Annotated in this window: 18 protein-coding genes; 9 read left to right on the top strand and 9 right to left on the bottom strand. The window is 73.6% G+C overall.

Going from position 1 to position 25,449, the window contains the following annotated elements; genetic code table 11:
- The first annotated feature begins 174 nt into the window (after nucleotides 1-174).
- The 7 genes from NR792_RS24525 to cheB (NR792_RS24495) are packed head-to-tail and all read left to right on the top strand — an operon-like array spanning nucleotide 175 to nucleotide 9,843.
- Complete coding sequence (locus NR792_RS24525) at nucleotides 175-567, top strand: response regulator (protein WP_375755105.1); 393 nt, start codon at nucleotides 175-177, stop codon at nucleotides 565-567.
- Nucleotides 564-2,648, top strand: coding sequence for a chemotaxis protein CheA (locus NR792_RS24520; RefSeq protein WP_375755104.1), 2,085 nt, complete (start codon nucleotides 564-566; stop codon nucleotides 2,646-2,648). The genes NR792_RS24525 and NR792_RS24520 overlap by 4 nt, the downstream gene beginning before the upstream one ends.
- Nucleotides 2,645-3,091: a chemotaxis protein CheW gene (locus tag NR792_RS24515; protein ID WP_375755103.1), complete on the top strand. Its 447-nt coding sequence runs from the start codon at nucleotides 2,645-2,647 to the stop codon at nucleotides 3,089-3,091. Before NR792_RS24520 ends, NR792_RS24515 begins: the two co-directional genes overlap by 4 nt.
- Complete coding sequence (locus NR792_RS24510; protein WP_375755102.1) at nucleotides 3,072-5,612, top strand: methyl-accepting chemotaxis protein; 2,541 nt, start codon at nucleotides 3,072-3,074, stop codon at nucleotides 5,610-5,612. Before NR792_RS24515 ends, NR792_RS24510 begins: the two co-directional genes overlap by 20 nt.
- Nucleotides 5,609-7,978, top strand: a complete 2,370-nt coding sequence (locus NR792_RS24505) for a HEAT repeat domain-containing protein (protein WP_375755101.1) — start codon at nucleotides 5,609-5,611, stop codon at nucleotides 7,976-7,978. The genes NR792_RS24510 and NR792_RS24505 overlap by 4 nt, the downstream gene beginning before the upstream one ends.
- 15 nt (nucleotides 7,979-7,993) lie before the next feature.
- Complete coding sequence (locus NR792_RS24500) at nucleotides 7,994-8,815, top strand: CheR family methyltransferase (RefSeq protein ID WP_375755100.1); 822 nt, start codon at nucleotides 7,994-7,996, stop codon at nucleotides 8,813-8,815.
- A complete protein-coding gene (gene cheB, locus NR792_RS24495; RefSeq protein ID WP_375755099.1) occupies nucleotides 8,812-9,843 on the top strand; it encodes a chemotaxis-specific protein-glutamate methyltransferase CheB in 1,032 nt (343 codons plus the stop codon). Before NR792_RS24500 ends, cheB (NR792_RS24495) begins: the two co-directional genes overlap by 4 nt.
- Before the next feature lie 18 nt (nucleotides 9,844-9,861).
- Here the strand turns inward: cheB (NR792_RS24495) and NR792_RS24490 are convergent, their stop codons facing one another.
- The 3 genes from NR792_RS24490 to NR792_RS24480 all read right to left on the bottom strand — a co-directional run bounded on the left by NR792_RS24490 (nucleotide 9,862) and on the right by NR792_RS24480 (nucleotide 14,655).
- A complete protein-coding gene (locus tag NR792_RS24490; protein WP_375755098.1) occupies nucleotides 9,862-11,379 on the bottom strand; it encodes an ATP-binding protein in 1,518 nt (505 codons plus the stop codon).
- A 436-nt stretch (nucleotides 11,380-11,815) separates the two neighbouring features.
- Nucleotides 11,816-13,195, bottom strand: coding sequence for a sigma-54-dependent transcriptional regulator (locus tag NR792_RS24485; RefSeq protein ID WP_375755097.1), 1,380 nt, complete (start codon nucleotides 13,193-13,195; stop codon nucleotides 11,816-11,818).
- A complete protein-coding gene (locus NR792_RS24480) occupies nucleotides 13,177-14,655 on the bottom strand; it encodes a sensor histidine kinase (RefSeq protein ID WP_375755096.1) in 1,479 nt (492 codons plus the stop codon). Before NR792_RS24480 ends, NR792_RS24485 begins: the two co-directional genes overlap by 19 nt.
- A 318-nt stretch (nucleotides 14,656-14,973) precedes the next feature.
- On the opposite strand from NR792_RS24480, the gene NR792_RS24475 reads away from it, so the two are divergent.
- Nucleotides 14,974-15,396 carry a response regulator gene (locus tag NR792_RS24475; RefSeq protein WP_375755095.1) on the top strand — a complete coding sequence of 141 codons (423 nt, stop codon included), beginning with the start codon at nucleotides 14,974-14,976 and terminating at the stop codon, nucleotides 15,394-15,396.
- 15 nt (nucleotides 15,397-15,411) lie between these two features.
- On the opposite strand, the gene dctA is transcribed toward NR792_RS24475, so the two are convergent.
- Genes dctA through NR792_RS24460 form a run of 3 tightly spaced genes read right to left on the bottom strand, consistent with a single transcriptional unit; the run spans nucleotide 15,412 to nucleotide 19,337 of the window.
- Nucleotides 15,412-16,719: a C4-dicarboxylate transporter DctA gene (gene dctA / locus NR792_RS24470; protein WP_375755094.1), complete on the bottom strand. Its 1,308-nt coding sequence runs from the start codon at nucleotides 16,717-16,719 to the stop codon at nucleotides 15,412-15,414.
- A gap of 13 nt (nucleotides 16,720-16,732) precedes the next feature.
- A complete protein-coding gene (locus NR792_RS24465) occupies nucleotides 16,733-18,514 on the bottom strand; it encodes a monovalent cation:proton antiporter-2 (CPA2) family protein (protein WP_375755093.1) in 1,782 nt (593 codons plus the stop codon).
- Between the two features lie 55 nt (nucleotides 18,515-18,569).
- Complete coding sequence (locus NR792_RS24460) at nucleotides 18,570-19,337, bottom strand: SDR family oxidoreductase (protein WP_375755092.1); 768 nt, start codon at nucleotides 19,335-19,337, stop codon at nucleotides 18,570-18,572.
- Nucleotides 19,338-19,459: 122 nt separating this feature from the next.
- Between NR792_RS24460 and NR792_RS24455 the strand changes: the two genes are divergently transcribed.
- Nucleotides 19,460-20,380 carry a LysR family transcriptional regulator gene (locus NR792_RS24455; RefSeq protein WP_375755091.1) on the top strand — a complete coding sequence of 307 codons (921 nt, stop codon included), beginning with the start codon at nucleotides 19,460-19,462 and terminating at the stop codon, nucleotides 20,378-20,380.
- Nucleotide 20,381: 1 nt separating this feature from the next.
- On the opposite strand, the gene NR792_RS24450 is transcribed toward NR792_RS24455, so the two are convergent.
- The 3 genes from NR792_RS24450 to NR792_RS24440 all read right to left on the bottom strand — a co-directional run bounded on the left by NR792_RS24450 (nucleotide 20,382) and on the right by NR792_RS24440 (nucleotide 25,448).
- Nucleotides 20,382-22,112 (bottom strand): ATP-binding protein, encoded by a 1,731-nt coding sequence (locus tag NR792_RS24450; RefSeq protein ID WP_375755090.1) that lies wholly within the window; start codon nucleotides 22,110-22,112, stop codon nucleotides 20,382-20,384.
- 109 nt (nucleotides 22,113-22,221) lie between these two features.
- On the bottom strand, nucleotides 22,222-23,289 hold the full coding sequence (cheB, locus tag NR792_RS24445; RefSeq protein WP_375755089.1) for a chemotaxis-specific protein-glutamate methyltransferase CheB: 1,068 nt from the start codon (nucleotides 23,287-23,289) through the stop codon (nucleotides 22,222-22,224).
- Nucleotides 23,286-25,448: a response regulator gene (locus NR792_RS24440; RefSeq protein ID WP_375755088.1), complete on the bottom strand. Its 2,163-nt coding sequence runs from the start codon at nucleotides 25,446-25,448 to the stop codon at nucleotides 23,286-23,288. Before NR792_RS24440 ends, cheB (NR792_RS24445) begins: the two co-directional genes overlap by 4 nt.
- Between the last annotated feature and the right edge of the window lies 1 nt (nucleotide 25,449).

Here is a 25,449-nt window from a genome sequence, read left to right as displayed (position 1 = left end):
AAAACAGGGGCGCAGGGTGCCGGATGTGCAGGCGCTCGTGGCGGTCCTCCAGCGTCCGTGGCAGATCGTCCAGGGCCGGCGTGGACCAGCCAACGTTCACCGCGCGCCGGATGACTCATTTCTTTCAGCGGGTCGGAATCGATCTAGCTTGGCCGGTCGTTTCCAGAGGACGCCATGCCCGAGGTACTCGTCGTCGATGACAGCAAGGTGATGCGCGACATGGTGGTCGCCTGCCTGCGGCCCTATCCGGACAGCCGCTTCACCCAGGCCTCCAGCGGGCTGGAGGCCATCGAGCAGCTGTCGCTCAAGCCGTATGACCTGCTCGTCCTGGACCTCAACATGCCGGACATCGGCGGCATCGAGGTGGTGGAGTTCGTGCGGGGGCAGGACCACCTGCGCAACCTGCCCATCATCATCGTCACCACCCGGGGCGACGAGGCCTCGCGCGAGCGCGCGCTCCAGGCCGGCGCGGACCGCTTCATGACCAAGCCCTTCACGCCGGACTCCATCCAGGGGGCCGCCCGGGCCCTGCTGGAGAAAGCCTCGGCCGAGGCGTCGCGCGAGTGAGCGGCTCCGGGGAGTTCGCGGAGTTCCTCCCCGCATACCTGGCGGAGGTGGATGAGCTGCTCGCCTCCGCGCAGCGGGACCTGCTCGCGGTGGAGGAGGCGGTGCGCAGGGGCCTGGCCCAGCCGCGCGCCGTGCGGGAGCTGTTCCGCGCGCTGCACACGCTCAAGGGCCTGTCCGCCATGGTGGACGTGGAGCCCATCGTCTCCCTGGCGCACTGGATGGAGGCGTCCCTGCGGCTGGCGGATCAGGCCGGCGGACGGCTGCCGGAGTCCAGCGTGGAGCCCATGGTGGAGGGCCTGCGCGCCATCGAGCTGCGCGTGCGGCAGCTGGGCGCCGGAAAGACGGCGTCGCCCGCGCCCCCGGCCCTGCTGGAGCGGCTGGAGGCGCTGGGGCCCCAGGTGCTGGACGCGGCCCCCCAGCGGGCCCGGCCGGTGAAGCTGGACGCGGAGGCGGCGTTCGCCTCCCGGCTGGCCCCATCCGAGCGCGAGCAGCTGGAGGGCGGCCTCGTCGCGGGCCAGCGCGCGCTGCGGCTGGACTTCGTGCCGTCCTCGGAGCGCGCCGCGAAGGGGCTCAACATCAACACCGTGCGCGAGCGGGTGGCGAAGCTCGCGGACATCGTGAAGGTGCTGCCCCTGTCCGGCGCCGCCGCGGGGGGCGCGTCGCTCGCGTTCGCGCTGCTGCTCATCACCCGCGCGGAGGACGCCGCGCTGCTGGACGCCGTGGGCGGCCCGCCCGCCAGCGTGCGCTCGCTGGAGGCGCCCGCGGGACCCGCCGAGGCGCCGGGAGCGCTGGCCCCGGCCCCGCCGGACCTCGCGCCCATGCCCGCCAGCGCCGTCCTGGACGAGGAGCTGGACGAGCCCGAGGTGCGCCGGGGCGGGGGCCTCTTGCGCGTGGAGGTGTCGCGGCTGGACGAGGCCATGGAGTGGCTGGCGGCGCTCGTCGTCAACCGCTCCCGGCTGACGCGCGCGGTGGCGGCGCTCACCCGGGCGGGCGCGCCCACGCGCGAGCTCACCGCCATCCTCCAGGAGAACGGCCGCCAGCTGCGCGACCTGCGCTCGGCCATCCTGCGGCTGCGCATGGTGCGCGTGGGCGACGTGCTGGAGCGGCTGCCCCTCCTGGTGCGCGGCCTGCGCCGCGCCACGGGCAAGGCGGTGCGGCTGGAGCTGGACGTGGGCGACGCGGAGCTGGACAAGGCGGTGGCGGACCGGCTGCTGCCCGCGCTGGTGCACCTGGTGCGCAACGCGGTGGACCACGCGCTGGAGACGCCCGAGGAGCGCCAGGCGGCGGGCAAGGCCCCGGAGGGCCTGGTGCACCTGCGCTGCCATGCGCGCGCCAGCGGCCAGCTGGAGCTCACCCTGCGCGACGACGGGCGCGGCGTGGACGCGAAGGCGGTGGCGAAGGCGGCGAACGCCCCCGTGCCGGACTCCGCGGACGCGCTGCTGGACCTGCTGTGCCGGCCCGGGCTGTCCACGCGCCAGGAGGCCACGCGCACCAGCGGCCGGGGCATGGGCATGGACATCGTGCGGCGCATCGTCGTGGAGCAGCTGGGCGGCGAGCTGCGCATGGAGACGCGCAAGGGCACGGGCACCACCTTCACCCTGTCCGTCCCGCTCACGGTGACGCTGATGGACGCCATCGTCTTCGAGTGCGCGGGCCGCCGGTACGCCGTGGCGGTGGGCACCGTGGAGGAGCTCATCGACGTGGCGGGCGTGGTGCACCCCGCGGGCGCGGACGGCGTGGGGCTGGTGGAGCGCCGGGGCGCGGCGGTGCCGCTGGTGTCGCTGGCGCGGCTGCTGGACGCCGCGGTTCCCGGGGACGCAGGCGCGAAGGACGGCGGCGCCAAGGCGCTCATCGTGCGGCAGCGCGGGGACCCCGTGGCCTTCGCGGTGGACCGGCTCCTGGGACAGCAGGAGATCGTCCTGCGGCCGCTGGAGGATCCGCTCGTGCGCGTGCCCGGCGTGGCCGGCGCCACGGACCTGGGTGACGGTCAGCCCACGCTGGTGCTGGACCTGGCGGCGCTGGGCGCGGCGCGCGTGGGCCGCCGCAAGCGCGCGTCGCGGGCAGGGGAGTGGGTGTCATGAACGTGCTGCACGTGTTGTTCAAGGTGGACGGGACGGAATACGCGATGCCCGCGGCGGACGTGGTGCAGATGGAGTCCTTCACCGGCGCGACGCCGGTGCCCGGGGCGCCCTCGCACGTGGCGGGGCTGGTGCAGGTGCGCGGCCGGGTCATCCCCGTGGTGGACGCGCGGGCGCGCTTCGGGCTGCCCGCGGGGACGCAGTCGCTGGATTCGCGGGTGGTGGTGGGGCAGCTGGGCGAGCGCACCGTGGGGTTGCTCGTGGACAGCGCCCGCGAGGTGTTGAAGCTGGACCCGCGCACCATCCAGCCGCCCCCACCCATGGTGGTGGAGGGCGCGAAGGGGTTCGTGAAGGCCGTGGCCCAGGTGGGCCCGCGGCTGGTGATGCTCATTGATTTCCCCCGGGTGGTCGGGGAGGAGGCGGCGGATGTCGACGGACAACGGTAACAGCGTGCGGAAGCTGGAGGACGCTCGCGCGCTGGCCGAGCGCGCCTCGCTCCAGGTGGCGGAAGGGGGCGGGCTGGTGAGGTCCACCGAGCAGCTGGCGTCGCGGCTGGCCTCGGCCGGCAACGAGCAGGCGGCGGCGGGCGAGCAGGTGAGAATCGCCATCGAGTCCGTGGCCGCGCAGGTGGAGCAGACGAGCGCCGCGGTGCAGTCGCTGGTGCGCAGCCAGACGTCCGTGAGCGACGCGGCGAAGGGCGTGCAGCAGGAGGCGGAGACCACCGCGGCCGCGATGCAGGAGGTGACGGCGTCGGTGTCCAGCGTGCGCAAGGACGCGGGCCTGCTCGCCTCCAGCTCGGACGTGACGGCCTCCACCCTGGAGGAGGTGGCGCGCTCGGTGAAGGGCGTGAGCGCCAACGCGGAGGACCTGGCCGCCTCCAGCGAGCAGCTGCTGGCGAGCATGCAGGAGATGACCGCCACGGTGGAGGACCTGGTGTCGCGCAACCAGACCAGCGCCGCCACCACGGAGGAGGTCGCCGCCACCATCGAGGAGATGTCCAAGGGCATCACCCGCCTGGCCACGGACGCGCAGGGCGTGGGCGAGCGCATGGGCCAGGTGTCCGGCGCCGTCGTGTCCCTGGGCAAGACGCTCCAGGACGTGGTGCGCGACGCGGCCACCATGTCCGCCAGCGTGGAGGACGCGGCCGCCGCCACGGAGGAGGTGGCCCGCAGCGTGCGCGGCGTCGCCGAGCACACGCGCACCCTGGAGGCGAGCGCCGTCACCACCGCGTCCACCGTGCAGGAGGTGGCCGCCAGCGTGGAGGAGGTGGCCGCCACCTCGGAGAAGAACGCCGCCGTGGTGGACGCCAACGCGGCCACCATCGAGCAGCTGTCGCGCTCCGCCCAGGCGGTGGCCCGCGCGGCGGAGAGCATCAACGGCCTGGCGTCCACCAGCGCCACCGCGTCCTCGCAGCTGGAGTCGTCCACGCGCCGCGCGTCGCAGCTGACGGAGGAGGCGCGGCAGGCCGCGGAGCGCGTGGGCTCGAGCGCGCGCGAGGGCGGCGCCACCGTGGCCCGCTCCATCGCGGGCTTCGGCCGCATCCGCCAGTCCATCGTGGAGTCGTCCGGGGTGATGAAGGAGATGGGCCGGCGCGCCGAGGAGATTGGCGACATCGTGCAGACCATCAACCTCATCGCGGACCGCACGAATCTCCTGTCGCTCAACGCCAGCATCGAGGCGGCGCGCGCCGGGGAGCACGGCCGCGGCTTCGCGGTGGTGGCGGAGGAAATCCGGGCGCTGGCGGACCGCGCGGCGGCGGCCAGCAGCGACGTGGCCAAGATCGTCCGGGGCCTGCAGACGACGGCGCGCGAGGCGGCCGTGGCCAACAACGAGGGCGTGCGCGCGGCGGACGAGGGCGCGGCGCTGGCGGGCGACGCGGAGCGCGCGCTGGGCACCATCCTCAAGGGGGTGGAAGACCTGGGCCTCAACGTGCGCGAGGCGTCGCGCGCGTCGACGGAGCAGGTGCAGGCGGTGCAGGCGCTGGTGCAGGCCACGGCGAAGGTGAGCGAGCAGGGCCGGGTCATCGCCGCGTCCTCGGTGGAGCAGGCGCAGGCGGCGCAGGCGCTGGCCCAGGGCGGCGCGGAGATGCGGCGCATGGCGCGGCAGACCACCCAGGCCACCCAGGAGCAGGCCAAGGCGCTGCGCGAGGCGGTGCGCTCCAACAACCAGCTGTCGGAGGTGGCGGAGAAGGTGTCGCGCGCGATGCAGGAGCAGGCGCAGGCCGCCACGGACCTGGCCCGGGGCACCACGCAGATGCGCCAGCTGGTGCAGGGCGTGAGCGCCGCGGTGATGGCGCAGGGGCAGCAGGTGGGGGTGCTGGGCTCGACGGCGCAGGAGGTGGCGGCCTCCACGCAGCGCACGCTCACCGGCATCTCCGAGCAGGCCAAGGCCGCGCAGGAGGTGACGCGCGCCATGGAGGCCACGCGCAAGGAGGTGGCCCAGTCCACGCGCGCCATGGCGGAGCAGGCCCGCGCGCTCAAGCAGGGCGAGCTGGCCAGCCGCCAGGTGGCGAACCTGGCCAAGGAGGTGACGCGCGCCACGGAGGAGCAGGCCCAGGCGCTCACCTCCCTGGTGCGCGGCGCGGAGGAGGTGCGCCGGGTGGCGAAGACCACCGCGCGCGCGCTGGAGGAGCAGACGGATGCCCTGGCCATGCTCACCACGTCCGCCGCGAAGCAGGCCACGGGCGTGGCGGCGGTGGCGAAGGCCGCTTCGGAGCAGGCCACGGTGAGCGAGCAGCTGGGAAGGTCGGTGGAGGACATGCGCGGCCGCGCACGGGAGATCGCCGTGACCACGGCGGAGCAGGCGCGCGCCACGGCCGTCACCGCCCAGGAGGTGCGGGAGGTGGCGGGCCGGCTGGGGCAGCTCGCGCGGCTGAACGGTGAGCAGGTGGAGGGGTTGAGCCACCTGAGCGGCCTGTTGGGCGGCGCGGAGCCGGCGCCCCGGAGCACGCGGGAGCAGGCCACGTGACCGGTTCGACTGTAAGACAACACCCGCTGTCGCTGTCCGCGGACGACCGCGCCCGGGTGGAAGAGGTGGAGCAGCTGGCGCGCCGGGGCCCGGAGAGCCTGCCCGTGCTGGTGGACGGGCTGGACGCGCCGTCGTGGGCCGTGCGCCGCGCGGTGGTGTCCGCGCTGGCGCGCCTGGGCACGCCCGCCGTGGAGCCCCTGTGCGACGTGCTCCGCCACCGCCGGGACAACGAGGCGCGCATCGCCGCGGCGGTGGACGCGCTGGTGGCCGCCACCGGTGACGTGGAGGCGCCCGTGGAGGCGCTGGGGGACGACCCCAACCCGGCCATCGTCTGTGACGCGGCCCAGGTGCTGGGGCGGCGGCGAGCCCGGCGGTCCGTGCCGCTGCTGTCGCGGCTCATCGTCCACCCGGACGACAACGTGGCGGTGGCCGCCATCGAGGCGCTGGGCCGCGTGGGCGGCGGCGCGGCGGTGGACGCGCTCCTGTCCTCGCTGGGCAGCGGCAACTTCTTCCGCATCTTCCCCGCCATCGACGTGCTGGGCCGCTCGGGCGACCCCACCGTCGTGCCGGCGCTGATGGCGCTGCTGTCGGACCCCTTCTACGTCCTGGAGGCGGCGCGCGCGCTGGGCCGCACCGGCCAGGAGGCCGCGGTGCCCGCGCTCGTGGGGCTGCTCCAGCGCGGCAACGACGCGGTGGTGCGCGTGGCGGCGGTGGCGCTGGTGGAGATCCACGACGCGCAGGTGCAGCGCTTCGGCGGCGCGCGCATGGTGCCGTCGGTGCTGCGCTCCACGTCGTCGGAGCCGCACCCCACCGGGCGCCGGCTGGCCCAGGTCATCGCGGGCGCGGACGCGGGGGAGAAGACCGCGGTGGCGCGCCTGCTGGGCTGGGTGGGCGGCGCGGACGCGGCGACGGGGCTCCTGAAGCTGCTGGACTCGCAGGACCTGGGCGTGTCGCGCGCGGCCGCGGCGGCCCTGGGGGAGCTGGGCGCGGAGGCGGACGCGCAGATTCTGCAGGCGCTGCGCGAGGGTGACAGCTCGCGCAGGCGGGTGCTCTTGCCGCTGGTCGGCAAGCGCTCCGCGGCGGTGCCGGACGTGCTGCTGTGCCTGGAGGACCGGGACGCGACGGTGCGCGCGCTGGCGGCGGAGACGCTGTCGCGCATTGGCGACACGTCCGCGGTGCCGGCGCTGTTCGCGCGGCTGTCGGACGAGGACCCGCGCGTGTCGCAGGCGGTGGTGGGCGCCATCCAGTCCCTGGGCAGCGACACGACGGAGGCCCTGGCGCTGGAGGCGGCGCGGTCCACGGACGCGCGCCAGCGGCGGGCGGCGCTGCGCATCGTGGCGTACTTCGGCTATCCGCGCGGCCTGGACGCGCTGCTGCTGGCCATGCGGGACCCGGACGAGCGGCTGCGCGACGCGGCCATCTACGGCCTGCCCTTCATCGACGACCCGCGCGCGGTGGACGCGCTCCTGGCCGCGGCGAGCCACGAGTCGGAGCGCACGCGCGCCACCGCCATGCGCGCGCTGGGCCAGACGGACAAGCAGGCGCGCATCACCTCCACGCTGCTGGGGGGCCTGAACGACCGCGACCCGTGGGTGCGCTACTACGCGTGTCAGTCGCTGGGGAAGCTCAACGAGGAGGCCGCCGCGGACGCCATCGTCGCGCTGGCCGACGACGACGCGGGCCAGGTGCGCGTGGCGGTGGTGGACGCGCTGGCGCACATGCACACGGAGAGCGCCATGGCGGCGCTGCGCCGGGCGGCCTCTTCCTCGGACGCGGACGTGCGCCGCGCGGCGCTCTTGGGGCTGGGCGTGGCCCGGCGGCCGGACGCGCTGCCGGTGCTGCTGGAGGCGGTGCACTCGGAGGACCCGGCCACGCGGCTCGTCGCCCTGTCGGCGGTCGCGGAGTACGACACGCCGGAGACGCTGCCCGCGCTCTTGCGTGCCGCCGGGGACCGGGATGACAGCGTGCGCAGCGCGGCGGTGGGCTTCCTCGCCACGCGCACGGGCACGCACGCGACGCAGCAGCTGGTGTCGCTCCTGGGCGACGTGATGCTGCGCGAGCAGGTGGTGTCCGCGCTGGCGCTGCCGGTGGAGGGACGGCTGCCCGGGCTGATGGCGGCGCTGGAGGTGGCGGACGACGCGACGGCGCCCCTCCTGGTGGCGGCGCTGGCGCGCATGCGCCGGGCGGACGCGAGGGCGGCGCTGATGCAGTCGCTCATCGGCGCGAGCCCCGCCGGCCGCCGGGCCTCCGCGCCCGCGGTGGCGGCGCTGGGCACGGTGGAGGCGCGCGAGGCGCTGGACCGGGCGGCCCACCGCGACGAGGACCCCGAAGTGCGCCGCGCCTGCCTCCTGGCCCTGGGCCGCTAGGGAAACCCACGGCCCATGAGCACGCTGCCGCTGTCCCCGCAGGTCCTGGCCATCCTGGCCATGCTCATCGAGCAGCGCTCGGGCCTGCACTACGGGCCCGAGGACCGGGAGTTGCTGGCGGAGAAGCTGTCCACCCGGGCGCTGGATGCCGGGTTCGACTCGCTGCTCGACTACTACTACTTCCTCCGCTACGACCCGAAGGGGCCGGAGGCGCTGGACTCGCTGGTGGAGGCGCTGCTCGTCCACGAGACGTACTTCTTCCGCGAGCCCCAGGCGCTGGAGGTGCTGGTGGACGAGCTGCTCGTGCCCGAGGTCAAGGCCGGCCGCAAGCCCCGGGTGTGGTGCGCGGCGTGCGCCACCGGCGAGGAGCCGCTCACGCTGGCCATGATGCTGGATGCGCGCGGCGTGCTGGGGGACGTGTCCATCCTGGCCACGGACCTGAGCGCCCGGGCGCTGGAGCGCGCGCGGACGGGGGAGCACAACCTGCGCTGCATGCGCGCGCTGCCCCCGGGCGTGGTGGGGCGCTGGCTGGACGTGGTGGACGGCCGTCCCCGCGTGCGGCCGGACCTGCTGGCCCGCGTGGAGTGGCGGCAGCTCAACCTGGTGGACATCGCGGGCTACCCGGAGCCGGGGAGCTGCGACGCCATCCTCTGCCGCAACGTGCTCATCTACTTCCAGGACGACACCGCGCGCCGCGTGGTGGATGGCCTCACCGGGGCGCTGCGGCCCGGCGGGCACCTGGTGGTGGGCACGTCCGAGTCCCTGATGCGCTTTGGCACGGCGCTGCGCTGCGAGGAGCGCCGCGGGGCGTTCTTCTACAGCAAGGCGGACTCATGACGTTGCGCGTGCTGGTGGTGGACGACTCGGCGTTCGCGCGCAAGGTGCTGCGCAAGGTGCTGTCGGACGCGGAGGGGCTGGAGGTGGTGGGCACCGCGCGCGACGGGCTGGACGCGCTGGAGCGCGTGGCGGAGCTCAAGCCGGACGTCATCACCCTGGACCTGGTGATGCCGTCGCTGGACGGGACGGGCTTCCTGCGCGCGCTGGCCGGCATGCCGGACGCGCCCCGCGTGGTGGTGGTGAGCAGCGCGGGCGCGGACAGCGACCTGGCGGTGGCCGCGCTCCAGGCGGGCGCGGTGGACCTGGTGCACAAGCCCACGGCGCTGGCCACCGACCGGCTCTACGAGCTGGGCGCGGAGCTGGTGGAGAAGGTGCGCGTCGCCGGCCGCGCGGTGCCGCGCTACGCGAGCGAGCTGGAGGCCGCAATCAACGCCCCGCCCGCGCGGACGCTGCCCGCGACGTCCCCGAAGCTCCTGGCGGTGGGCACGTCCACGGGCGGGCCGCAGGCGCTGACGCGGCTGCTGTCGGCGCTGCCCCGGGACTTCCCGGCGCCGGTGGTGCTCGCGCTGCACATCCCCGCCGGCTACACGGAGGCCGTGGCGAAGCGGCTGGACTCGCAGAGCGCGCTGGAGGTGGTGGAGGCGAGCGACGGCCTGGAGCTGGTGCCGGGCCGCGCGGTGCTGGCGAGAGCAGGGCACCACCTGAAGGTGGCGCGGCACGGGGCGCTGAACCTGGTGCGCCTGGACCGCCATCCGCTGGGCACCCCGCACCACCCTTCCGTGGACGTGCTCTTCCAGAGCGTCGCGGAGGTCTGGGGGCGGGACGCCCTGGGGCTGGTGCTCACCGGCATGGGCGAGGACGGGCTCCAGGGCGCGCGGGCCCTGCGCGCCGCGGGCGGCGTGGTGCTCACGGAGGCCGAGTCCTCCTGCGTGGTGTACGGCATGCCGCGCGCGGTGGCGGAAGCCGGCCTGTCCAACGGCAGCGCGCCGCTGGACGCGCTGGTGCCGCTCATCTCCCGCTTCGTCTGACGGGCGCGCCGGGCCCCCTCAGGGGCGGTGCGCGGGAGGGTGCGGCGGCTCGGGCGGCGGGCCCTTCCGGGGCGGCGCGCGGCGCGGCAGCGTGACGGTGAAGGTGGTGCCGTCGTCCTCGGTGGAGGTGACGTCGATGGTGCCGCCGTGGGCATGCACGATTTCGCGCACGATGTAGAGCCCCAGGCCGTAGCTCATCTTCAGCGTGCGCGTCTGCTGCGGGCCCTGGCGGAAGGGCTCGAAGAGGTGGGGCAGGGTGGCCTCCGGGATGGGGCGCCCGTGGTTGTGGACCGTCACCACCACCTTGTTGCGCAGGCCGCGCGTGGCCAGGCTCACGGGCTGGTCCGCCGGGCTGTACTTGAGCGCGTTCTCCACCAGGTTGGACACCACCTGCGCCAGCCGGTCCGGGTCCCAGTGCCCCTGCGTGTTGCCCTTGTGCTCCACGACGATGTCGCGCTGCGGGAAGGCCACGCGGAACTCGTGCGCCACCTTGGTCAAGAGCTCCTGCGCGTCCGACCCGCGCGGCTCAATCACCACGCCGCCCACCAGCCGGGCGCGGGTGAAGTCCAGCAGCAGGCGCGTCAGCCGCTCGATGCGCACCGCCGCGGTGGCGATGCGCCGGCTGGTGCGCGCCGTCTCCTCCGCGGGGCCGCCGGCCGCCAGCACGCGCGACCAGTTCATGATGGCGCCCAGCGGGCTGCGGATGTCATGGCTGATGATGCCCATGAGGTGTTCCTGGAACTCGGCGTGCCGGCGCACCTCTTCTTCCGCCCACTTGCGCTGGGTGATGTCGCGGCTGATGCCGAACAGGCCGAACACGTGGCCTTCCGGGTCGCGCAGCGGGCCCTTGGTGGACATCCACACGCGCACGTCCCCGCAGGGGTCCTTCTGCGCGTCCTCGTAGGTGAGGGGGTGGCCCGCCTTGAGCACGTCCCGGTCGTGCTTCAGGTTGACCCGGGCCTCGTCGGGGGGGAACAGCTCCGCGTCGGTGCGCCCGCGCACCTCGGACACGGTGCGGCCCAGGGCGCGCGCGCCCGCGGAGTTGATGACCTGGTAGTGGCCCTCCAGGTCCTTGATGTAGATGGCGTCGGTGGTGCCCTCCATCACCGCCTGGAAGAGCTGGCCCACGCGCTGCAGCTCATGGCGGGCCTGGAACTCGTGGGTGATGTCGCGGCAGTGCACCAGCAGGCCGCCGTCCACGGGGCGGGTGCTCACCTCGAAGCAGAAGCCGCCCTCGTGCCAGCGGTGCTCGTAGCGCGCGGCGGCCGGCTGCGCGGTGGCGGGGGCGTCCAGGCGCAGGTGCGAACCCAGGCCCAGCACGTCCGCCACCTTCTTGCGCAGGTCGTCCCCCGGCTGGACGCGGGGCCCCAAGAGCTCGCGCATGCGCGGGCTCAGGTAGCTGATGCGCCAGCCCGCATCCACGCCGAGGAAGGCCTCCGGCAGCCCCTCCAGCAGCGCGAGCAGGCCCAGGCCGGGCGCCTCCGTCTGGGACGGGGCGGAGGGACGGGAGCGCGGTCGGGCGGGAGCGTGGGCCATCGGCGGGTCGTCGGGGTACGGGGAGCGGGGTCCCTTCAGGTGGAAAACACGGCGGTGCTTCTCAAGCGTGCCCGGCTTCAATGCCGGGACACGGAACCAGGATGGCGGAAGGCGTCCTGACCGCCGTTACGGGATTCATGGACTCGTGGATTTCCGAGGGTACGGAGAAACCTCCGGGATGAAACGGGTCAGTGACGTTCCTGTCGCCTGCTTTGCGCGTGAGGTCCGCCACGCGACAGAAAACACAGGGTGGACGGGAACGGAGTGCATCCTCCTGGAACCATACCCCGCTCAAGGCCAGGCGGGGGCCCACCCCGAGGGATGACGGGCTTCCGCGCGGCACGCCACCCTCCGGGCCCCCAGCCGTGCGTCCATGGTGGAGGGTTGTGGCCGGAGCGGATGGAGGCGGGTCCGCCGGGCCCCGGATTTTCCCAGGTCAGGGCTTTTTTGCCTCCCGGGCCTCGGCGTCGCCGCGCTCCAGCTTGCGGTACAGCGTCTTGCGGTCCACGCCCAGGATGCGCGCGGCGAGCGTGCGGCTGCCGCCCACGGCCTCCAGCACGCGGTGGATGTAGCGGCGCTCCAGCTCCTCCAGCGTCACCAGCTCCGACGCGTCCGTGTTCTCCGGCACCACGCGCGGCGTGCTGTAGTTGCGGATGCGCTCCGGCAAATCGTCCACCGTGAGCTGCTCGAAGGACGTGAGCGCCACGGCGCGCTCGATGCAGTTCTGCAGCTCGCGCACGTTGCCTGGCCACCCGTAGGCCAGCAGGCGCTGCGCCGCCGCGGGGGACAGCCCCACCACCTTCTTGCCCGTGCGGGACGCGAACTGCTCCACGAAGCGCTGCGACAGGAGCAGCACGTCGTTGCCGCGCGCGCGCAGCGGGGGCAGCTCCAGGCCAATGACGTTGAGCCGGTAGTAGAGGTCCTCGCGGAAGCGGTTCTCCTCCACCGCCAGCTCCAGGTCGCGGTTGGTGGCCGCGACGATGCGCGCGTCGAAGGGCGTCTCCGTGTCCCCGCCCACCGGGCGCACCACGCGCTCCTGCAGCGCGCGCAGGAGCTTCGGCTGGAGCGTCATGGGCAGCTCGCCCACTTCATCCAGGAACAGCGTGCCTCCATTCGCCTTCACGAAGAGGCCCGTGCGCGAGGCCTTCGCGTCGGTGAAGGCGCCCTTCGCGTGGCCGAACAGCTCGCTCTCCAGGAGCTGCTCCGGCATGGCCGCGCAGTTGATGGCCACGAAGGGCCCCTCCTTGCGCCGGCCGCGGGCGTGGAGGGCGCGCGCGGCCACCTCCTTGCCGGTGCCGCTCTCGCCGGTAATCAGCACCGTGGCGTCCACGTCCGCCACCCGGTCGATGAGCGCGTACGCCTGCTTGAGCGCGGGGCTTTCTCCCACGAGCGCGCCGTCGTCCTGGCGCTGGTCCAGGGCCTCGCGCAGGCGCCGCACCTCCGCGCGCAGGGCGCGGTGCTGCACGGCGCGCTCCAGCACCAGCACCAGCGCGTCCAGGTCGATGGGCTTGGTGATGAAGTCGTAGGCGCCCGCGCGGATGGCGGCCACGGCCGTCTCCAGGCTGCCGAAGGCCGTCACCACCACCACGGGGATGTCCGGCCGGTTGAGCACGATGCGCTCGCACAGCGCCAGGCCGTCCATGCCCGGCATGCGCAGGTCGGTGAGGACGGTGTCGAAGTCCTCGCCGGACAGCCGCTGGAGGGCCTCGTCCGCGGCGGCCACGGCCACCGGGAGGAAGCCCCGGCGCTGGAGGCCCTTCTCCACCATGGCGCGCATCTCGCGCTCGTCTTCGACAATCAGGATGCGGCCTGGCATGCGTGCGTCCCCGGCGGCAGGTAGATGGAGAAACAACTCCCACGGCCCGGCTCGCTTTTCACGTCAATCCAGCCGCCGTGGTCCCGCACCATCCCATAGGAGACGGACAGTCCCAGCCCCGTTCCCTCGCCCACGTCCTTGGTGGTGAAGAAGGGCTCGAAGACGTGGGGCAGCACATCCGCCGGGATGCCCGAGCCCTGGTCCTCCACGTCCAGCCGCACCCATTCCTGCTCCGCGCCGCCCACGTCCGCGGGGGGCGTGGCGCGCAGCACCTGCGAGCGCACCCGCAGCGTGCCGGGCTGGTTCATCGCGTGCAGGCCGTTCATCACCAGGTTCGTGAGCACCTGCTGGAACTGCCCCGCGTCCACCTCCACGGTGAACCCGGAGGGCACCTCCTGCGACAGCACCACGCCCTTCTTGCTGGCCATGGGCTTGAGCAGGGAGAACGTGCGCTCCGCCAGGAGCGACAGGTCCTCCGGCGCGCGCGACGGCGTGCGGCGCCGGGCGAAGTCCAGGAGCTGCCGGATGATGCCGGTCATGTGCTGCGCCTGCTGGAAGATGATGCGGGCGCACTCGTTCACCTCGTCGCCCTCCGCCTCGCCGGAGGACACCATCTTCGCGCGGCCCATCACGACGTTGAGCGGCGTGCCCAGCTCGTGCGCCACGCCGGACGCGAGCTTGCCCACGGTGGTGAGCCGGTCCGCGTGCCGCAGGTGCTCCACCGTGCGCAGGCGCGCCGCCGTCTCCGACGCCAGCCGCGCCCGCGTCTCCTCCAGCTGCTCGCCCATCCGGTTCATGGCCACCGCCAGCGTCGTCAGCTCGTCGCCCTGCTCGCGCCTGAGGGGCACGCGCGCGGTGAGGTCGCCCTCGCCAATCCGTCCCGCCAGTTGCACCAGCTGCTCCACCGGCCGGCCCACCAGCCGGCGGCCCATGGCCATGGCGGCCAGCAGGAAGAACACGGAGAGCGCCGCCGTGGCGATGACGGTGCCCACCACGGTGGTGCGCACGTGCTGCTCCTGCTCGGACATGGACTCGGTGATTTCAATGGCGCCCATGCGCCGGCCCAGGAACACCGGCGTGTAGGAGCGCAGCACGCCCGGGCTGGTGGACGCGTCCATCAGCCAGCCGTCATGGCCCGCGCGCAGGCTGAGCAGCAGGGCCGGGGGCAGCACCGGCGCGAAGCCGGAGCCCGGACCGCCGTCCAGCCACACCCAGCGCAGCCGCACCTGCTCCTGGAAGCGGTTGGCCTGGTTGAGGAGCGTGAGCGCCTCGGCTTCACCGGCCAGCTGCCACGCCTTGCCAATGGAGCCCGCCAGCGTGTGGCCGAGCAGGCGGTGGTCGTGCCGCGTGTCGATTTCCGTCCGGGCGAGCTCCCGGTTGACCTGGAACGCCTGCAGGCCGGCCATCACCGCGACGGCGAGCAGCACCAGGGCCAGGGTGAATTTGCGAGCGAGCTTCACGGAAGAGGCAACCCCCGGTTCGTGGGTGAGGGGGGAGGAACACACGGACCGGGGAGGTACCCTACGGGGACCGCGGGTGCTGCGTCACGACAGCATGTGAGCTGAGGGGCGCCAGAGCATCGGCCATGCCAACCCGCGCCGCCGGCCCTACCCCCGGGTGCCGCGCTGACAATGTGGGGCAGGAGGGCCATGCATGCCTGGGGCACATTGCCCCGGCGGGGGCAGGATGCCCCGGCAACCCACGGGGCACGACGGATCCACGGCCCCGGAAGGCATGGGGCGACGCACGTGGCATGCGCCGTGCTCCTCCGCGCTCGAATGATGAACGCACCTCCTCAAGAAGAAGCGGCGCCGGCCGCGCGCATCCTGGTGGCCGAGGACGACGACGCGATGCGCGCCATGCTCGTGCGCACGCTGCGGCGCGCGGGCTACACGGTGGTGGAGGTGGAGGACGGCTTCGAGCTGGGCGACTACGTGGCGATGATGCAGGGCCACGGCGGCACGCTCGTCCCGCCGGACCTCATCGTCAGCGACGTGCGCATGCCGGGGCGCACCGGCCTGGAGGCGCTCGGGCGGTTGCGTGACCAGGGCATCGCGTGCCCCGTGCTGCTGCTCAGCGCCTTCGCGGACGAGGAGACGCACGCGGAGGCGCTGCGGCTGGGCGCCCGGCGGCTCCTGGACAAGCCGGTGGACCTGGACGTGCTGAAGGCCGCGGTGCGCGACGCGGTGGCGCACGGCTGAGCAGGCCCCGGAGGTTCAGGCGGGGGTCCCCGCGTCGGCCGGCGGCGCTTCCGGCACGGCCTGGCCGTTGAGCTCCGCGCGCAGCCGTTCGCGGTCCAGCTCGTTCTCCCAGCGGGAGACGACGATGCTGGCGACGCCGTTGCCAATGAAGTTGGTGAGCGCGCGCGCCTCGCTCATGAACCGGTCGATGCCCAGGATGAGCGCCAGCCCCGCCACCGGCACGGACGGCACCACCGCCAGCGTGGCGGCCAGGGTGATGAAGCCCGCGCCCGTCACGCCGGAGGCGCCCTTGGACGTGAGCATCGCCACGCCCAGCAGCGTCGCCGTCTGCGTGAACGTCAGGTCCACGTTGAGCGCCTGGGCCACGAACAGCGCGGCCATGGTCAGGTAGATGTTGGTGCCATCCAGGTTGAAGGAGTAGCCGCTGGGCACCACCAGCCCCACGACGGACTTGGAGCAGCCCAGCCGCTCCAGCTTCTGCATCAGCGGCACCAGCGCGGACTCCGACGACGACGTGCCCAGCACCAGGAACAGCTCCGCGCGGATGTAGCGCAGGAACTTCAGGATGGAGAAGCCCGTCAGCCGCGCGACGAGCCCCAGCACGACCACGACGAACAGCACGCACGCCAGATAGAAGCAGCCCATGAGGCGCAACAGCGGCCCCAGGCTGGTGACGCCGTAGGCGCCCAGCGTGAAGGCCATGGAGGCCCCCGCGCCAATGGGCGCCAGCTTCATCACCGTGCCAATCATGTGGAAGAAGGCCTTGGAGAGCGCCTCGAAGAGGACGACCACGGGCTTCGCGGTGGCGCCAATGGCCGTCAGCGAGAAGCCGAACAAGAGCGCCAGCAGCAGCACCTGGAGCAGGTCGCCCTCGCCGGTGAAGGCGTCCACGAAGGTGCGCGGGATGATGTGCAAGAGGAAGCCCGTGGTGGACTGGTCATGCGCCTGCTGGGCGAAGCGGGCCACGGCGCTCGCGTCCAGCGTGCGCGGATCCACGTTGAAGCCGGAGCCGGGCTTGAGCACCGTCACCACCACCACGCCAATGACGAGCGCGAGCGTGGAGATGACCTCGAAGTAGAGCAGCGCCTTGCCGCCCACCCGGCCCACCTTCTTCATGTCCGCCACGTTGGCCACGCCCAGCACCACGGTCAGGAAGATGACCGGGGAGATGAGCATCTTCACCAGCGCGATGAACGCGTCGCCCAGCGGCTTCAACTTCACCGCGGTGGTGGGCGCGAAGTGGCCCAGCAGGCCCCCCGCGAAGATGGCCGCCAGCACCCAGAGGTAGAGGCGGGAGGAGGAGGGCTTCGCGTCGGCGCTCATGGTGGTGTCCCCCTCAGGCCGACTTCTGCTCGGCTTCGTCCTTCTCGAACAGCTGCTCCAGCTCGCGGCGGGCGCGGACGATGACCTCCATCATCTTCTTCTCGTCCTTGAAGACCTTGGCGCTCTCCAGCATCAGGGCCTCGTCGTGCTCGCGGAAGCGCTCCATGGAGCGGCGGGCCTCCGCGAAGGTGAGGCCCATCTCCTGGAGCACGTCGCCGGCCATGGCGAGGCTCGCGTCGAACGTCTCACGCACCAGGTGGGTGACGCCCAGGTCCAGCAGCCGGTACGCGTGCTCGCGGTTGCGCGCCCGAGCGTAGATGGTCAGGTGGGGGAAGTGCTCCTTCACCATCTGCGCGGTGCGCAGGGACGCGGCCATGTCGTCGATGGCCAGCACGAACACCTTCGCCTTCTCCGCGCGGGCCGCGCGCAGCAGGTCCAGCCGGGACGCGTCGCCGTAGAACACCTGGTTGCCGAAGCGCTGGATGAAGTCGATGTGCTCCGCGCTCGCGTCGATGGCGGTGAACCCGATGCGGCGGGCGCGCAGCAGGCGGGCCACCACCTGCCCCACGCGCCCCATGCCCGCGATGATGACCGGGTGGTCCTCCTCCGGGGACACGTCGTACTCGCGCTGCGGGCCCTTGTGCTTGAAGCGCGGCGCCACCCAGCGCTCGTGGATGGCGGACAGGAACGGCGTCACCACCATGGACAGGCCCACCACCAGCACCAGCAGGTCCGCCTGCGCGCGGTCCATCACGTGGAAGGACACCGCCAGGGAGAAGAGGACGAAGGCGAACTCACCGCCCTGCGAAATCACCACCGCCAGGCTCAGCGCGGAGCCCGGCTTCTTCAGCCCCACGCGCCCCAGCCCGTACAGCACCAGCGCCTTGAGCACGGTGAGGCCCAGCACCAGCGCCAGCACGCGCAGCGGCTCGCGCATGAGCAGCGCCAGGTTCACGGACATGCCCACGGCGATGAAGAACAGGCCCAGCAGGAGGCCCTTGAAGGGCTCGATGTCCGCCTCCAATTCGTGGCGGTACTCGGACTCCGACAGCAGCACGCCCGCGAGGAACGCGCCCAGCGCCATGGACAGGCCCACCGCGCTGACCAGCGACGCGGTGCCCACGACGACGAGCAGCGCCGTCGCGGTGAACAGCTCCTGGCTGTGCACGGACGCCACCGCGCGGAACACCGGCCGGAGCGCGTAGCGGCCCGCCAGCACCACCAGCACCACCACGCCCACGGCCTTCACGGCGACCAGCCACCCGGCCTCCGTGGACGGCGTGTCCACCACGCCCAGCAGCGGCAGCGCGGCCAGCAGGGGAATCACGGCCAGGTCCTGGAACAGGAGGATGCCGAAGGCGAGCTGGCCGTGCTCGGTGGTGAGCTGGTTCTTCTCCGCGAGCAGCTGGAGCGCGAACGCGGTGGAGGACAGCGACAGGCCGAAGCCCGCGATGATGGCCGCGCCCCAGGACAGGCCCAGCGCCTTCGCCACGGCCGCGAGCAGGAGGCCCGTCAGCACCACCTGCGCGCCGCCCATGCCGAACACGGAGCGGCGCAGGTTCCACAGGCGCGACGGCTGGAGCTCCAGGCCAATCACGAACAGCAGCAGCACCACGCCCAGCTCCGCGATGTGGAGGATGTTCTCCACGTCGGAGATGAGGCCCGCGCCATACGGCCCGATGGCCGCGCCCGCCGCCAGGTAGCCCAGCACGGACCCCAGCCCCAGCTTCTTGAAGAGGGGCACGGCGATGACCGTGGCGGCCAGGAACACCAGCGCCTGATGCAGAAAGGACATAAGGCGCCTGCATGGCACGCTGAAGGCCACCTCGGCAACAGGCGTGGGGTGCGGCTCAGGCCTGCTGGGTGGGCATGAGGGTGAGCTGCTGGAAGTTGATGTGCCGGGGCAGGGCGGTGGCGAAGGCGATGATGCCCGCGATCTCCTCCGGCGACATCCAGGTGAGGGACTTCCGGGCGCCGTCCAGCCAGGCCCGCGCGCCCGGGTCGGTGTTGCCGTCGTGCAGCGCCGTGTCCACCAGCCCCGGCTCCAGGGCCATCACGCGGACGAAGCGGGGGCCCAGCTCCGCGCGCAGGTGGCGGGACAGGTGGGTGAGGGCGGCCTTGGTGGCGCCGTAGACGTTGAAGTTCGGGTACACCGCCTGCGCGGCGACGGACGACACGTTGATGAGGTCCGAGGGCCCGCCCGCCTTCGCCGCGGCCAGCAGCGGCTCCACGAAGGTCTCCACGACGCGCACGCTGGCCTTCACGTTCAAGTCAATCATCCGCTCCCAGTCCTCCGTGGGGTGCGCCTCCAGGGGCGTGGGCCGCATGACGCCCGCGTTGTTGAGGACCAGGTCCGCGACGCCCAGTTCACCCGCGATGGCCTTCGCGGCCTCCTTCACGGACCGCGCGTCCTGGACGTCGGCGGCCAGCGCGAGCGCCCGGCCACCCGCCTGCGTGATGGTGGAGACGAGCGCGTCCAGCCGCTCCTTGCGGCGTGCGAGCAGGGCGACGCTCGCGCCGTCCCGAGCGAGGCGCAGGGCGGTGGCGGCGCCAATGCCACTGGAGGCGCCGGTGATGACGGCGACGCGGCCGGACAGGGGAAGGGGAGGGGATGCCATGGGAGGACTCCTGCTCGCGCGAAGGGAAGGGTGCGGCGCCGCGAGACAGGACAAGGGATAGGGGACGGACGCTTCCAGGGGTATGTCTGGAATCCGGATGGACTCCTGAGGAAAGCTCAGGAATGGCCCTCACCCCGCTCAATGCGTTGCACCAGTTCCTCGCCGTCGCCCGGCACCGCAGCTTCGCGGCCGCCGCGGCGGAGTTGGGCGTGTCCGCCTCCGCGCTGAGTCACACGGTGCGGCAGTTGGAGGAGCGGCTGGGTGTGCCGCTGTTGTCACGCACGACGCGCAGCGTGGCGGTGACGGCGGCGGGGCGCCGGCTGGTGGAGCAGGCCGGGCCGGGCGTGGCGCAGGCCCTGGGGGCGCTCAAGGACGCATCCTCACGGCCCGGGGAGGTGACGGGCGCGCTGCGGCTGACGCTGCCGTCCGGCGCGCTGCCCTTCCTCCTCACGCCGCTCCTGGCCTCGTTCCACGAGCGCCATCCCCAGGTGGAGCTGGACCTGGTGGTGGAGAACCGCAAGGCGGACATCGTCGCGGAGGGCTTCGACGCGGGCGTCCGGATGGAGGAGTACCTGGAGCGGGACATGGTGGCGGTGCGCATGGCGCCCCCGTTCCGCTTCGTCGTGGTGGGCGCGCCGGAGTACCTGAAGCGCCACGGCACGCCGGTGAAGCCCAAGGACCTGCTCCAGCACGACTGCTTCACCTACCGCTCGTCCAACACCGGCGCGCTCTTGCCGTGGGATTTGGAGAAGGGTTCGCGCACGTGGCGGCTGCCGGTGCGCGGCACCGTCACCACCAACGACGAGCGCGTCTGGCTGGGGCTGGCGGAGGCCGGCCTGGGCCTGGCGTACGTGCTGGAGTCGCAGGTGGAGGCGCAGCTGAAGGCGGGCACGCTGCGCCGGGTGCTGGAGGAGTACGCCGCGTCCGTGCCGGGCCTCTTCCTCTACTTCCCCAGCCGCGCGCAGGTATCACCCGCGCTGCGCGCCTTCCTGGAGCACGCGCGGCAGGTGCTCACCCCGCCCGCGCGGAGGAAGGGGCGCTGAGTCAGTGCTCGTAGGTGTCGCGCGGCCGGGACATGCCGCTCGCGGCCAGCGTGGGCGCGGCGGGCGCCAGGGGCAGGTGCGCCACGGGCAGGGTGAAGGTGAAGACGCTGCCGGTGCCCAGGATGCTCTCCGCGCGGATGGAGCCGCCGTGCGCCTCCACCAGGCCCTTGGCGATGGCCAGCCCCAGTCCGGTGCCGCGGGCAGCCGCGTCGCGCGCCTGCCAGTAGCGGTCGAAGATGTGCGGCAGCGCGTCCGGTGTGATGCCGTTGCCCGTGTCGCGCACGTCGAAGGACACCTCGCCGCCGCGCATCACCGCCTTCACCGCCAGCGTGCCGCCCGGCGGGGTGAACTTCACCGCGTTGCCCAGGAGGTTGCCCATCACCTGGAGCACGCGGCTGCGGTCGCACTTCACGCGCAGCCCCTCCGCGGGCAGGTCCGCTTCCAGGTGCAGCCCCTTGGCCTCCGCCAGCGGCCGGATGGACTCCAGCGCCTCCGTGGCCAGCGCCACGGCGGTGTGCTCGCCCAACTCCAGCGGCAGGTGCCCGGCCTCCAGGCGGCCCCAGTCCAGGAGGTCGGAGATGAGCCGCGACATGCGCTCGGCCGCGTCGTTGATGCGCGTGGCCTGCTTCGCCACCGCCTCGCCGCCCGGCTTGCCCGCCGTGCCGCGCAACAGCAGCGCCGCGCCCAGCTGCACCACGCCCAGCGGGTTCTTCAGGTCGTGCGACACCACCGCGAGCAGGTCCTCGCGCGCGCGAGCGGCCCGGCGGGACTCACCCACCAGCCGCGCGTTGTCGATGGCCAGGCTCGCGCGCAGGCACAGGTCCTCCGCCAGCGCCAGGTCGTCCGGGCCGTAGCGGCGCCCGGAGCCGGAGCTCACGAACGTCACCGCGCCCAGCGTGTGGCCGCGCGCGCGCAGCGGGATGATCATGTACGAGCGCGCCTGCAGCGCCTCCAGCATCGCCGGGTGCGCGGGCTCCGCCGCCGCCGCGCGCAAGAGCGACTCCGTCACCGCCGGCACCAGCTCCGGCTCGCCCGTGCGCAGCACGCGCAAGAGGCCCACCGGCGCGTCCTCGCGGACCTCCATGCGCGTGGGCAGGCCCCGGGCGCGCTCCTGCTGCGTCGGGTCCAGGCACGCCACCGCCGCGCGGCCCACCCACGGGCCCTGCTCCAGCGCGTCCACCAGGCACCAGTCCGCCAGGTCCGGCACCGCCAGGTGCGCGAGCAGCGTGTACATGCCCTGGGGGTCGGGCGGGTGCGTGAACAGCGTCGTCATCGCCTGGTACAGGAAGGACCGGCGGCGCTCGGCGGTCTCCACCTCCGCGCGCGCGGCCTGCTCCATCTCCAGGGCGCGCGAGTAGATGGCTTCGGCTTCCGTGAGTGCCCGCGCCGTCACCAGCACGGCCGGGGACACGTCCGCGTGCGTGCCCAGCGGCGTGAGCACCAGCGCGTGCCGGCGCATGCCCTGCGCGCCCGGCCAGGGCGCCTCCACGGTGGTGGACTCCCGCAGCGTCACCACGCGCACGCGCGCGGACTCCAGCGCCGTCAGCGCCTCCTGGGGCAGGCCCAGCTCACTCCAGTGCCGCCCCGCCAGCTCCTCCGCCGCGCGGCCGAGCGCCCGGGCGCCCGCGGCGCTGCACGACACCAGCCGGCCCGTGCCATCCAGGAGGTAGGCAGGGTCGGGGATGGCGGCGAAGACCGCTTCGTAGGCCAGACCAGTCGTGGGAGCGCTCATCAAGGAGAGGGGGCAGGGGGTGCCCCATTGGACCCGATATTGACACTCCGTCATAGGGCCGCCATTCCGGCCACGAACTCAGACGAATGAATTTCGCTCAACCAACACTTCAGGGAAACCGCACTCCGGGTTGGAGCAGCGCCAGCAGCCGGCGGGCGATCTGCCCGAGCGGCAGGACCTCGTGCGCCAGGTTGGCGCCCACCACCACGGCGGGCATGCCGTAGACCACGGACGTCGCCTCGTCCTGGGCGATCACCCGCCCGCCCGCCTGGTGCAGGTCCCGGATGCCGTCCAGGCCGTCCTGGCCCATGCCGGTGAGCACCACGGCGAGGGCCGTCTGGCCGTAGGCCCGGGCCACGGCGCGGAACAGCCAGTTGGCGGAAGGGCGGAAGCCCTGGATGGGCGCGGCGCCGGACACCTGCGCGCGGTGGTCCATGGTGACGCCCAGGTGCTTGTCGTCCGGGGCCAGGTACACGGTGCCGGGGGTGAGCGGCTCGCCGTCCTCGGCCACCTTCACCCGCAGCTTCGTGGCGGTGCCCAGCCACGTGGCCAGGCCGCTGCCGAAGCCCAGCGCGATGTGCTGCACCAGCAGGATGGGGGGCGGGGGCGTGTCCCGGGCGCCCAGGTCGGACAGGATGCGGTAGAGCGCGGCGGGGCCTCCGGTGGACGCGGCCATGGCCAGCACCGCCGGCGCACGGGTGCTGGGGGTGGGCGTCGCCTCCAGCGGGGGCGAGGGCGTGGCGGCGCGTTCCGGCCAGCGGCGCACCACCTTCACCTGGGCCATGGCCTTGAGCGTGTCGCGCAGGCGGCGGCTGTCCGCCTCGAAGTCCGGCGACTCCGGGCCCACCGGCTTCTGGAGCACCGCGAGCGCCCCGGCCCTCAGCGCGGCCATGGACGTCTGGATGTCGCGCTCCACCAGCGTGGACACCACCACCACGGGTGTGGGCACCTCCGTCATGATGCGGCGGGTGGCGTCCAGGCCGTCCATGCGCGGCATCTGGATGTCCATGGTCACCAGCGAGGGCTGCAGCCGCTGGCACAGCTCCACCGCCTCCAGGCCGTCCCGGGCCTCGCCCACCACGGTGAGCGCCGGGTCGGTGCGCAGGATCTCCACCAGCAGCCGCCGGGCGGTGGGCGAGTCCTCGGCCACCAGGATGCGCAACGGTTCGGTCTTCATAGCAGTCGCCTCAGCGTCTCCAGCAGGCTCGTGGGGTCAAACGCGCTCTTCACGATGTAGGCGCTCGCGCCGGCTTGCAGGCCGCGCGCCTTGTCCTCGGGCTTCTCTCGCGACGTGACGAGCACCACCGGCACCCGTCCGAAGCGCGGCGACGCGCGCACGGCCTCCGTCACCTGGAAGCCATCCATGCGCGGCATCTCCACGTCCATCACCATCGCGTCCGCGCCGCCCGCCTGCAGCCGCTCCCAGGCCTCCGCGCCGTCCGCACACGCGACGACGTCGTAGCCGGCGCCCTCCAGGATGCTCTGCTCCAGCATGCGCGTCGTGGGCGAGTCGTCCGCCAGCACCACGCGCCGCCGCGCCGCCTGTTCCTTGGGCGTGGGGAAGAAGTGGGCGGAGGGGCGGCCGCCCGCGGCCCGCACCAGCGACGCGGGGCTGAGCAGGAGCGCCATGCGCCCATCCGGCAGCACCGCCGCGGCGGCCACGTGCCGCGCCCGCTTCACGCGGCTGCCCAGGGAGCGCACCAGCACCTCCTGCTCCGCGATGACCTCGTCCACCACCAGCGCCGCCCGCGCGGTGCCCGCCGACAGCACCACCGCGGACGGCCGCGCCTTGGGCGGCCCCGCGGGCAGGTCCAGCACGCCCGCGAGCGACGCCAGCGGCACCAGCGCGTCCGGCGTCACCCAGGACATGCGGCCCTCCACCTCGCGCACGTCGGAGGGAGACAGGCGCAAGAGCCGGTCCACGCCCTCGCTGGCGAGCGCCAGTATCTGCCCGCCCACGGACACCAGCAGCACGCGCAGGGTGCTCAGGGTGAGGGGCACGTCCAGCGTGAAGCGGGTGCCCTGGCCCGCCTTGAAGGCCACCTCCACGCTGCCGCGCAGCGCCTCCACCTGGGCCCGCACCACGTCCAGGCCCACGCCCCGGCCGGACACCGCCGTCACCTTCGCCGCGGTGGACAGGCCGGGCAGGAAGACGAGCCGCGCCGCGTCCGCGTCGTCCTCGGGCGCCTCCAGGCCCCGGGCCCGCGCGCGCTCGCGCAGGGCCTCCAGGTCCAGGCCGCGTCCGTCGTCCTCCACCGCCACCTCCACCCGGCTGCCGCGAAGCCGCGCGGACAGCACCACGCGCCCCTCCTCTGGCTTGCCGTGGCGCACGCGCTCCTCCGGCGCCTCCAGGCCGTGCGCCACCGCGTTGCGCACCAGGTGCAGCAAGGGTTCGCGCAGGGACTGGAGCAGGGAGCGGTCCAGGTCCAGCCCGCCGCCGTGCACCTCCATGCGCACGCGCCGGCCCAGGCCGTGCGCCACGTCGCGCGCGGCGCGCTCCAGGCCGGTGCAGCCCTCCTCGAAGGGGAGCATGCGCGAGCGGCGCACTTCGTCATCCAGCCCGGTGGAGGACTGGAACAGCGCGCGGCGGTCCTGCGCCAGCACGCGCGCCACCCGCGCCAGCTCCAGCTCCACGCGGCGCAGCGTCGTCTCGGACTGCGTGCCGCGCACCCGCTCGCGCAGCCCGGCCACGTCGTCGCGCAGCGCCTCCAGGGACTCGGCGTGGCCCTCCAGGCGCAGCATCGCCACACGCAGCTCACCGCTGCGGCCCAGCAGCGCGTCCAGCTTCTGCCCGGACACGCGCACGGGCAGCGTCTCCCCGCTGACCTGCGCGAGGACGGGAAGCTCCGGCTCGGCCTCCGCGGCGGCCTGGGGCGGCGGGGGCTTCGGGGTGGGGGCCCGCATCGGCTCGGGTGCCGGCACCGGGGCCTGGGGGGGCGGCGCGCCGTGCGCGGACTGCTCCAGCTGCGGCAGCAGGGCTTCCAGCGGCGAGCCGGCCAGCTCCTGGCGCGACGCCAGCCGGCGGCCCGCGTCGTCCAGCGCGTCCACCGTGGCGAAGCACAGCTCGAAGAGGTCCGGCGTGGGCGTGCGCCCGTGGATGAGCGGCTCCAGCACCTCCTCCATGCGGTGGCAGGCGTTCTCCACCATGGCGGCGCTGGCCGCGCGCGAGGCGCCCTTCACGCTGTGCAGCGTGCGCAGCAGGCCGGGGATGAGCTCCTTCGCGCGCGCCGGGGCCTGCTCCAGGGCGAGCAGGTCCCGGTTGAGGGACACGACGTGCCCCTCCAGCTCCTCCAGGAACGAGTCCAGCAGTGCCTGCGCCAGCCTGTCGCGATCCATG

Source organism: Corallococcus exercitus (assembly GCF_042231735.1).
GTDB classification, from domain to species: domain Bacteria; phylum Myxococcota; class Myxococcia; order Myxococcales; family Myxococcaceae; genus Corallococcus; species Corallococcus exercitus_B.
The sequence above is the reverse complement of the archived record's forward strand: the minus strand, read 5'-3'. Positions and strand labels throughout refer to the sequence as shown.

Coding starts and splice junctions, on each gene's coding strand:
- NR792_RS24525 (WP_375755105.1), top strand. CDS start 175: ATGCCCGAGGTACTCGTCGTCGATGACAGCAAGGTGATGCGCGACATG.
- NR792_RS24515 (WP_375755103.1), top strand. CDS start 2,645: ATGAACGTGCTGCACGTGTTGTTCAAGGTGGACGGGACGGAATACGCG.
- NR792_RS24510 (WP_375755102.1), top strand. CDS start 3,072: ATGTCGACGGACAACGGTAACAGCGTGCGGAAGCTGGAGGACGCTCGC.
- NR792_RS24500 (WP_375755100.1), top strand. CDS start 7,994: ATGAGCACGCTGCCGCTGTCCCCGCAGGTCCTGGCCATCCTGGCCATG.
- cheB (WP_375755099.1), top strand. CDS start 8,812: ATGACGTTGCGCGTGCTGGTGGTGGACGACTCGGCGTTCGCGCGCAAG.
- NR792_RS24490 (WP_375755098.1), bottom strand. CDS start 11,379: ATGGCCCACGCTCCCGCCCGACCGCGCTCCCGTCCCTCCGCCCCGTCC.
- NR792_RS24485 (WP_375755097.1), bottom strand. CDS start 13,195: ATGCCAGGCCGCATCCTGATTGTCGAAGACGAGCGCGAGATGCGCGCC.
- NR792_RS24475 (WP_375755095.1), top strand. CDS start 14,974: ATGATGAACGCACCTCCTCAAGAAGAAGCGGCGCCGGCCGCGCGCATC.
- dctA (WP_375755094.1), bottom strand. CDS start 16,719: ATGAGCGCCGACGCGAAGCCCTCCTCCTCCCGCCTCTACCTCTGGGTG.
- NR792_RS24465 (WP_375755093.1), bottom strand. CDS start 18,514: ATGTCCTTTCTGCATCAGGCGCTGGTGTTCCTGGCCGCCACGGTCATC.
- NR792_RS24460 (WP_375755092.1), bottom strand. CDS start 19,337: ATGGCATCCCCTCCCCTTCCCCTGTCCGGCCGCGTCGCCGTCATCACC.
- NR792_RS24455 (WP_375755091.1), top strand. CDS start 19,460: ATGGCCCTCACCCCGCTCAATGCGTTGCACCAGTTCCTCGCCGTCGCC.
- NR792_RS24450 (WP_375755090.1), bottom strand. CDS start 22,112: ATGAGCGCTCCCACGACTGGTCTGGCCTACGAAGCGGTCTTCGCCGCC.
- cheB (WP_375755089.1), bottom strand. CDS start 23,289: ATGAAGACCGAACCGTTGCGCATCCTGGTGGCCGAGGACTCGCCCACC.
- NR792_RS24440 (WP_375755088.1), bottom strand. CDS start 25,448: ATGGATCGCGACAGGCTGGCGCAGGCACTGCTGGACTCGTTCCTGGAG.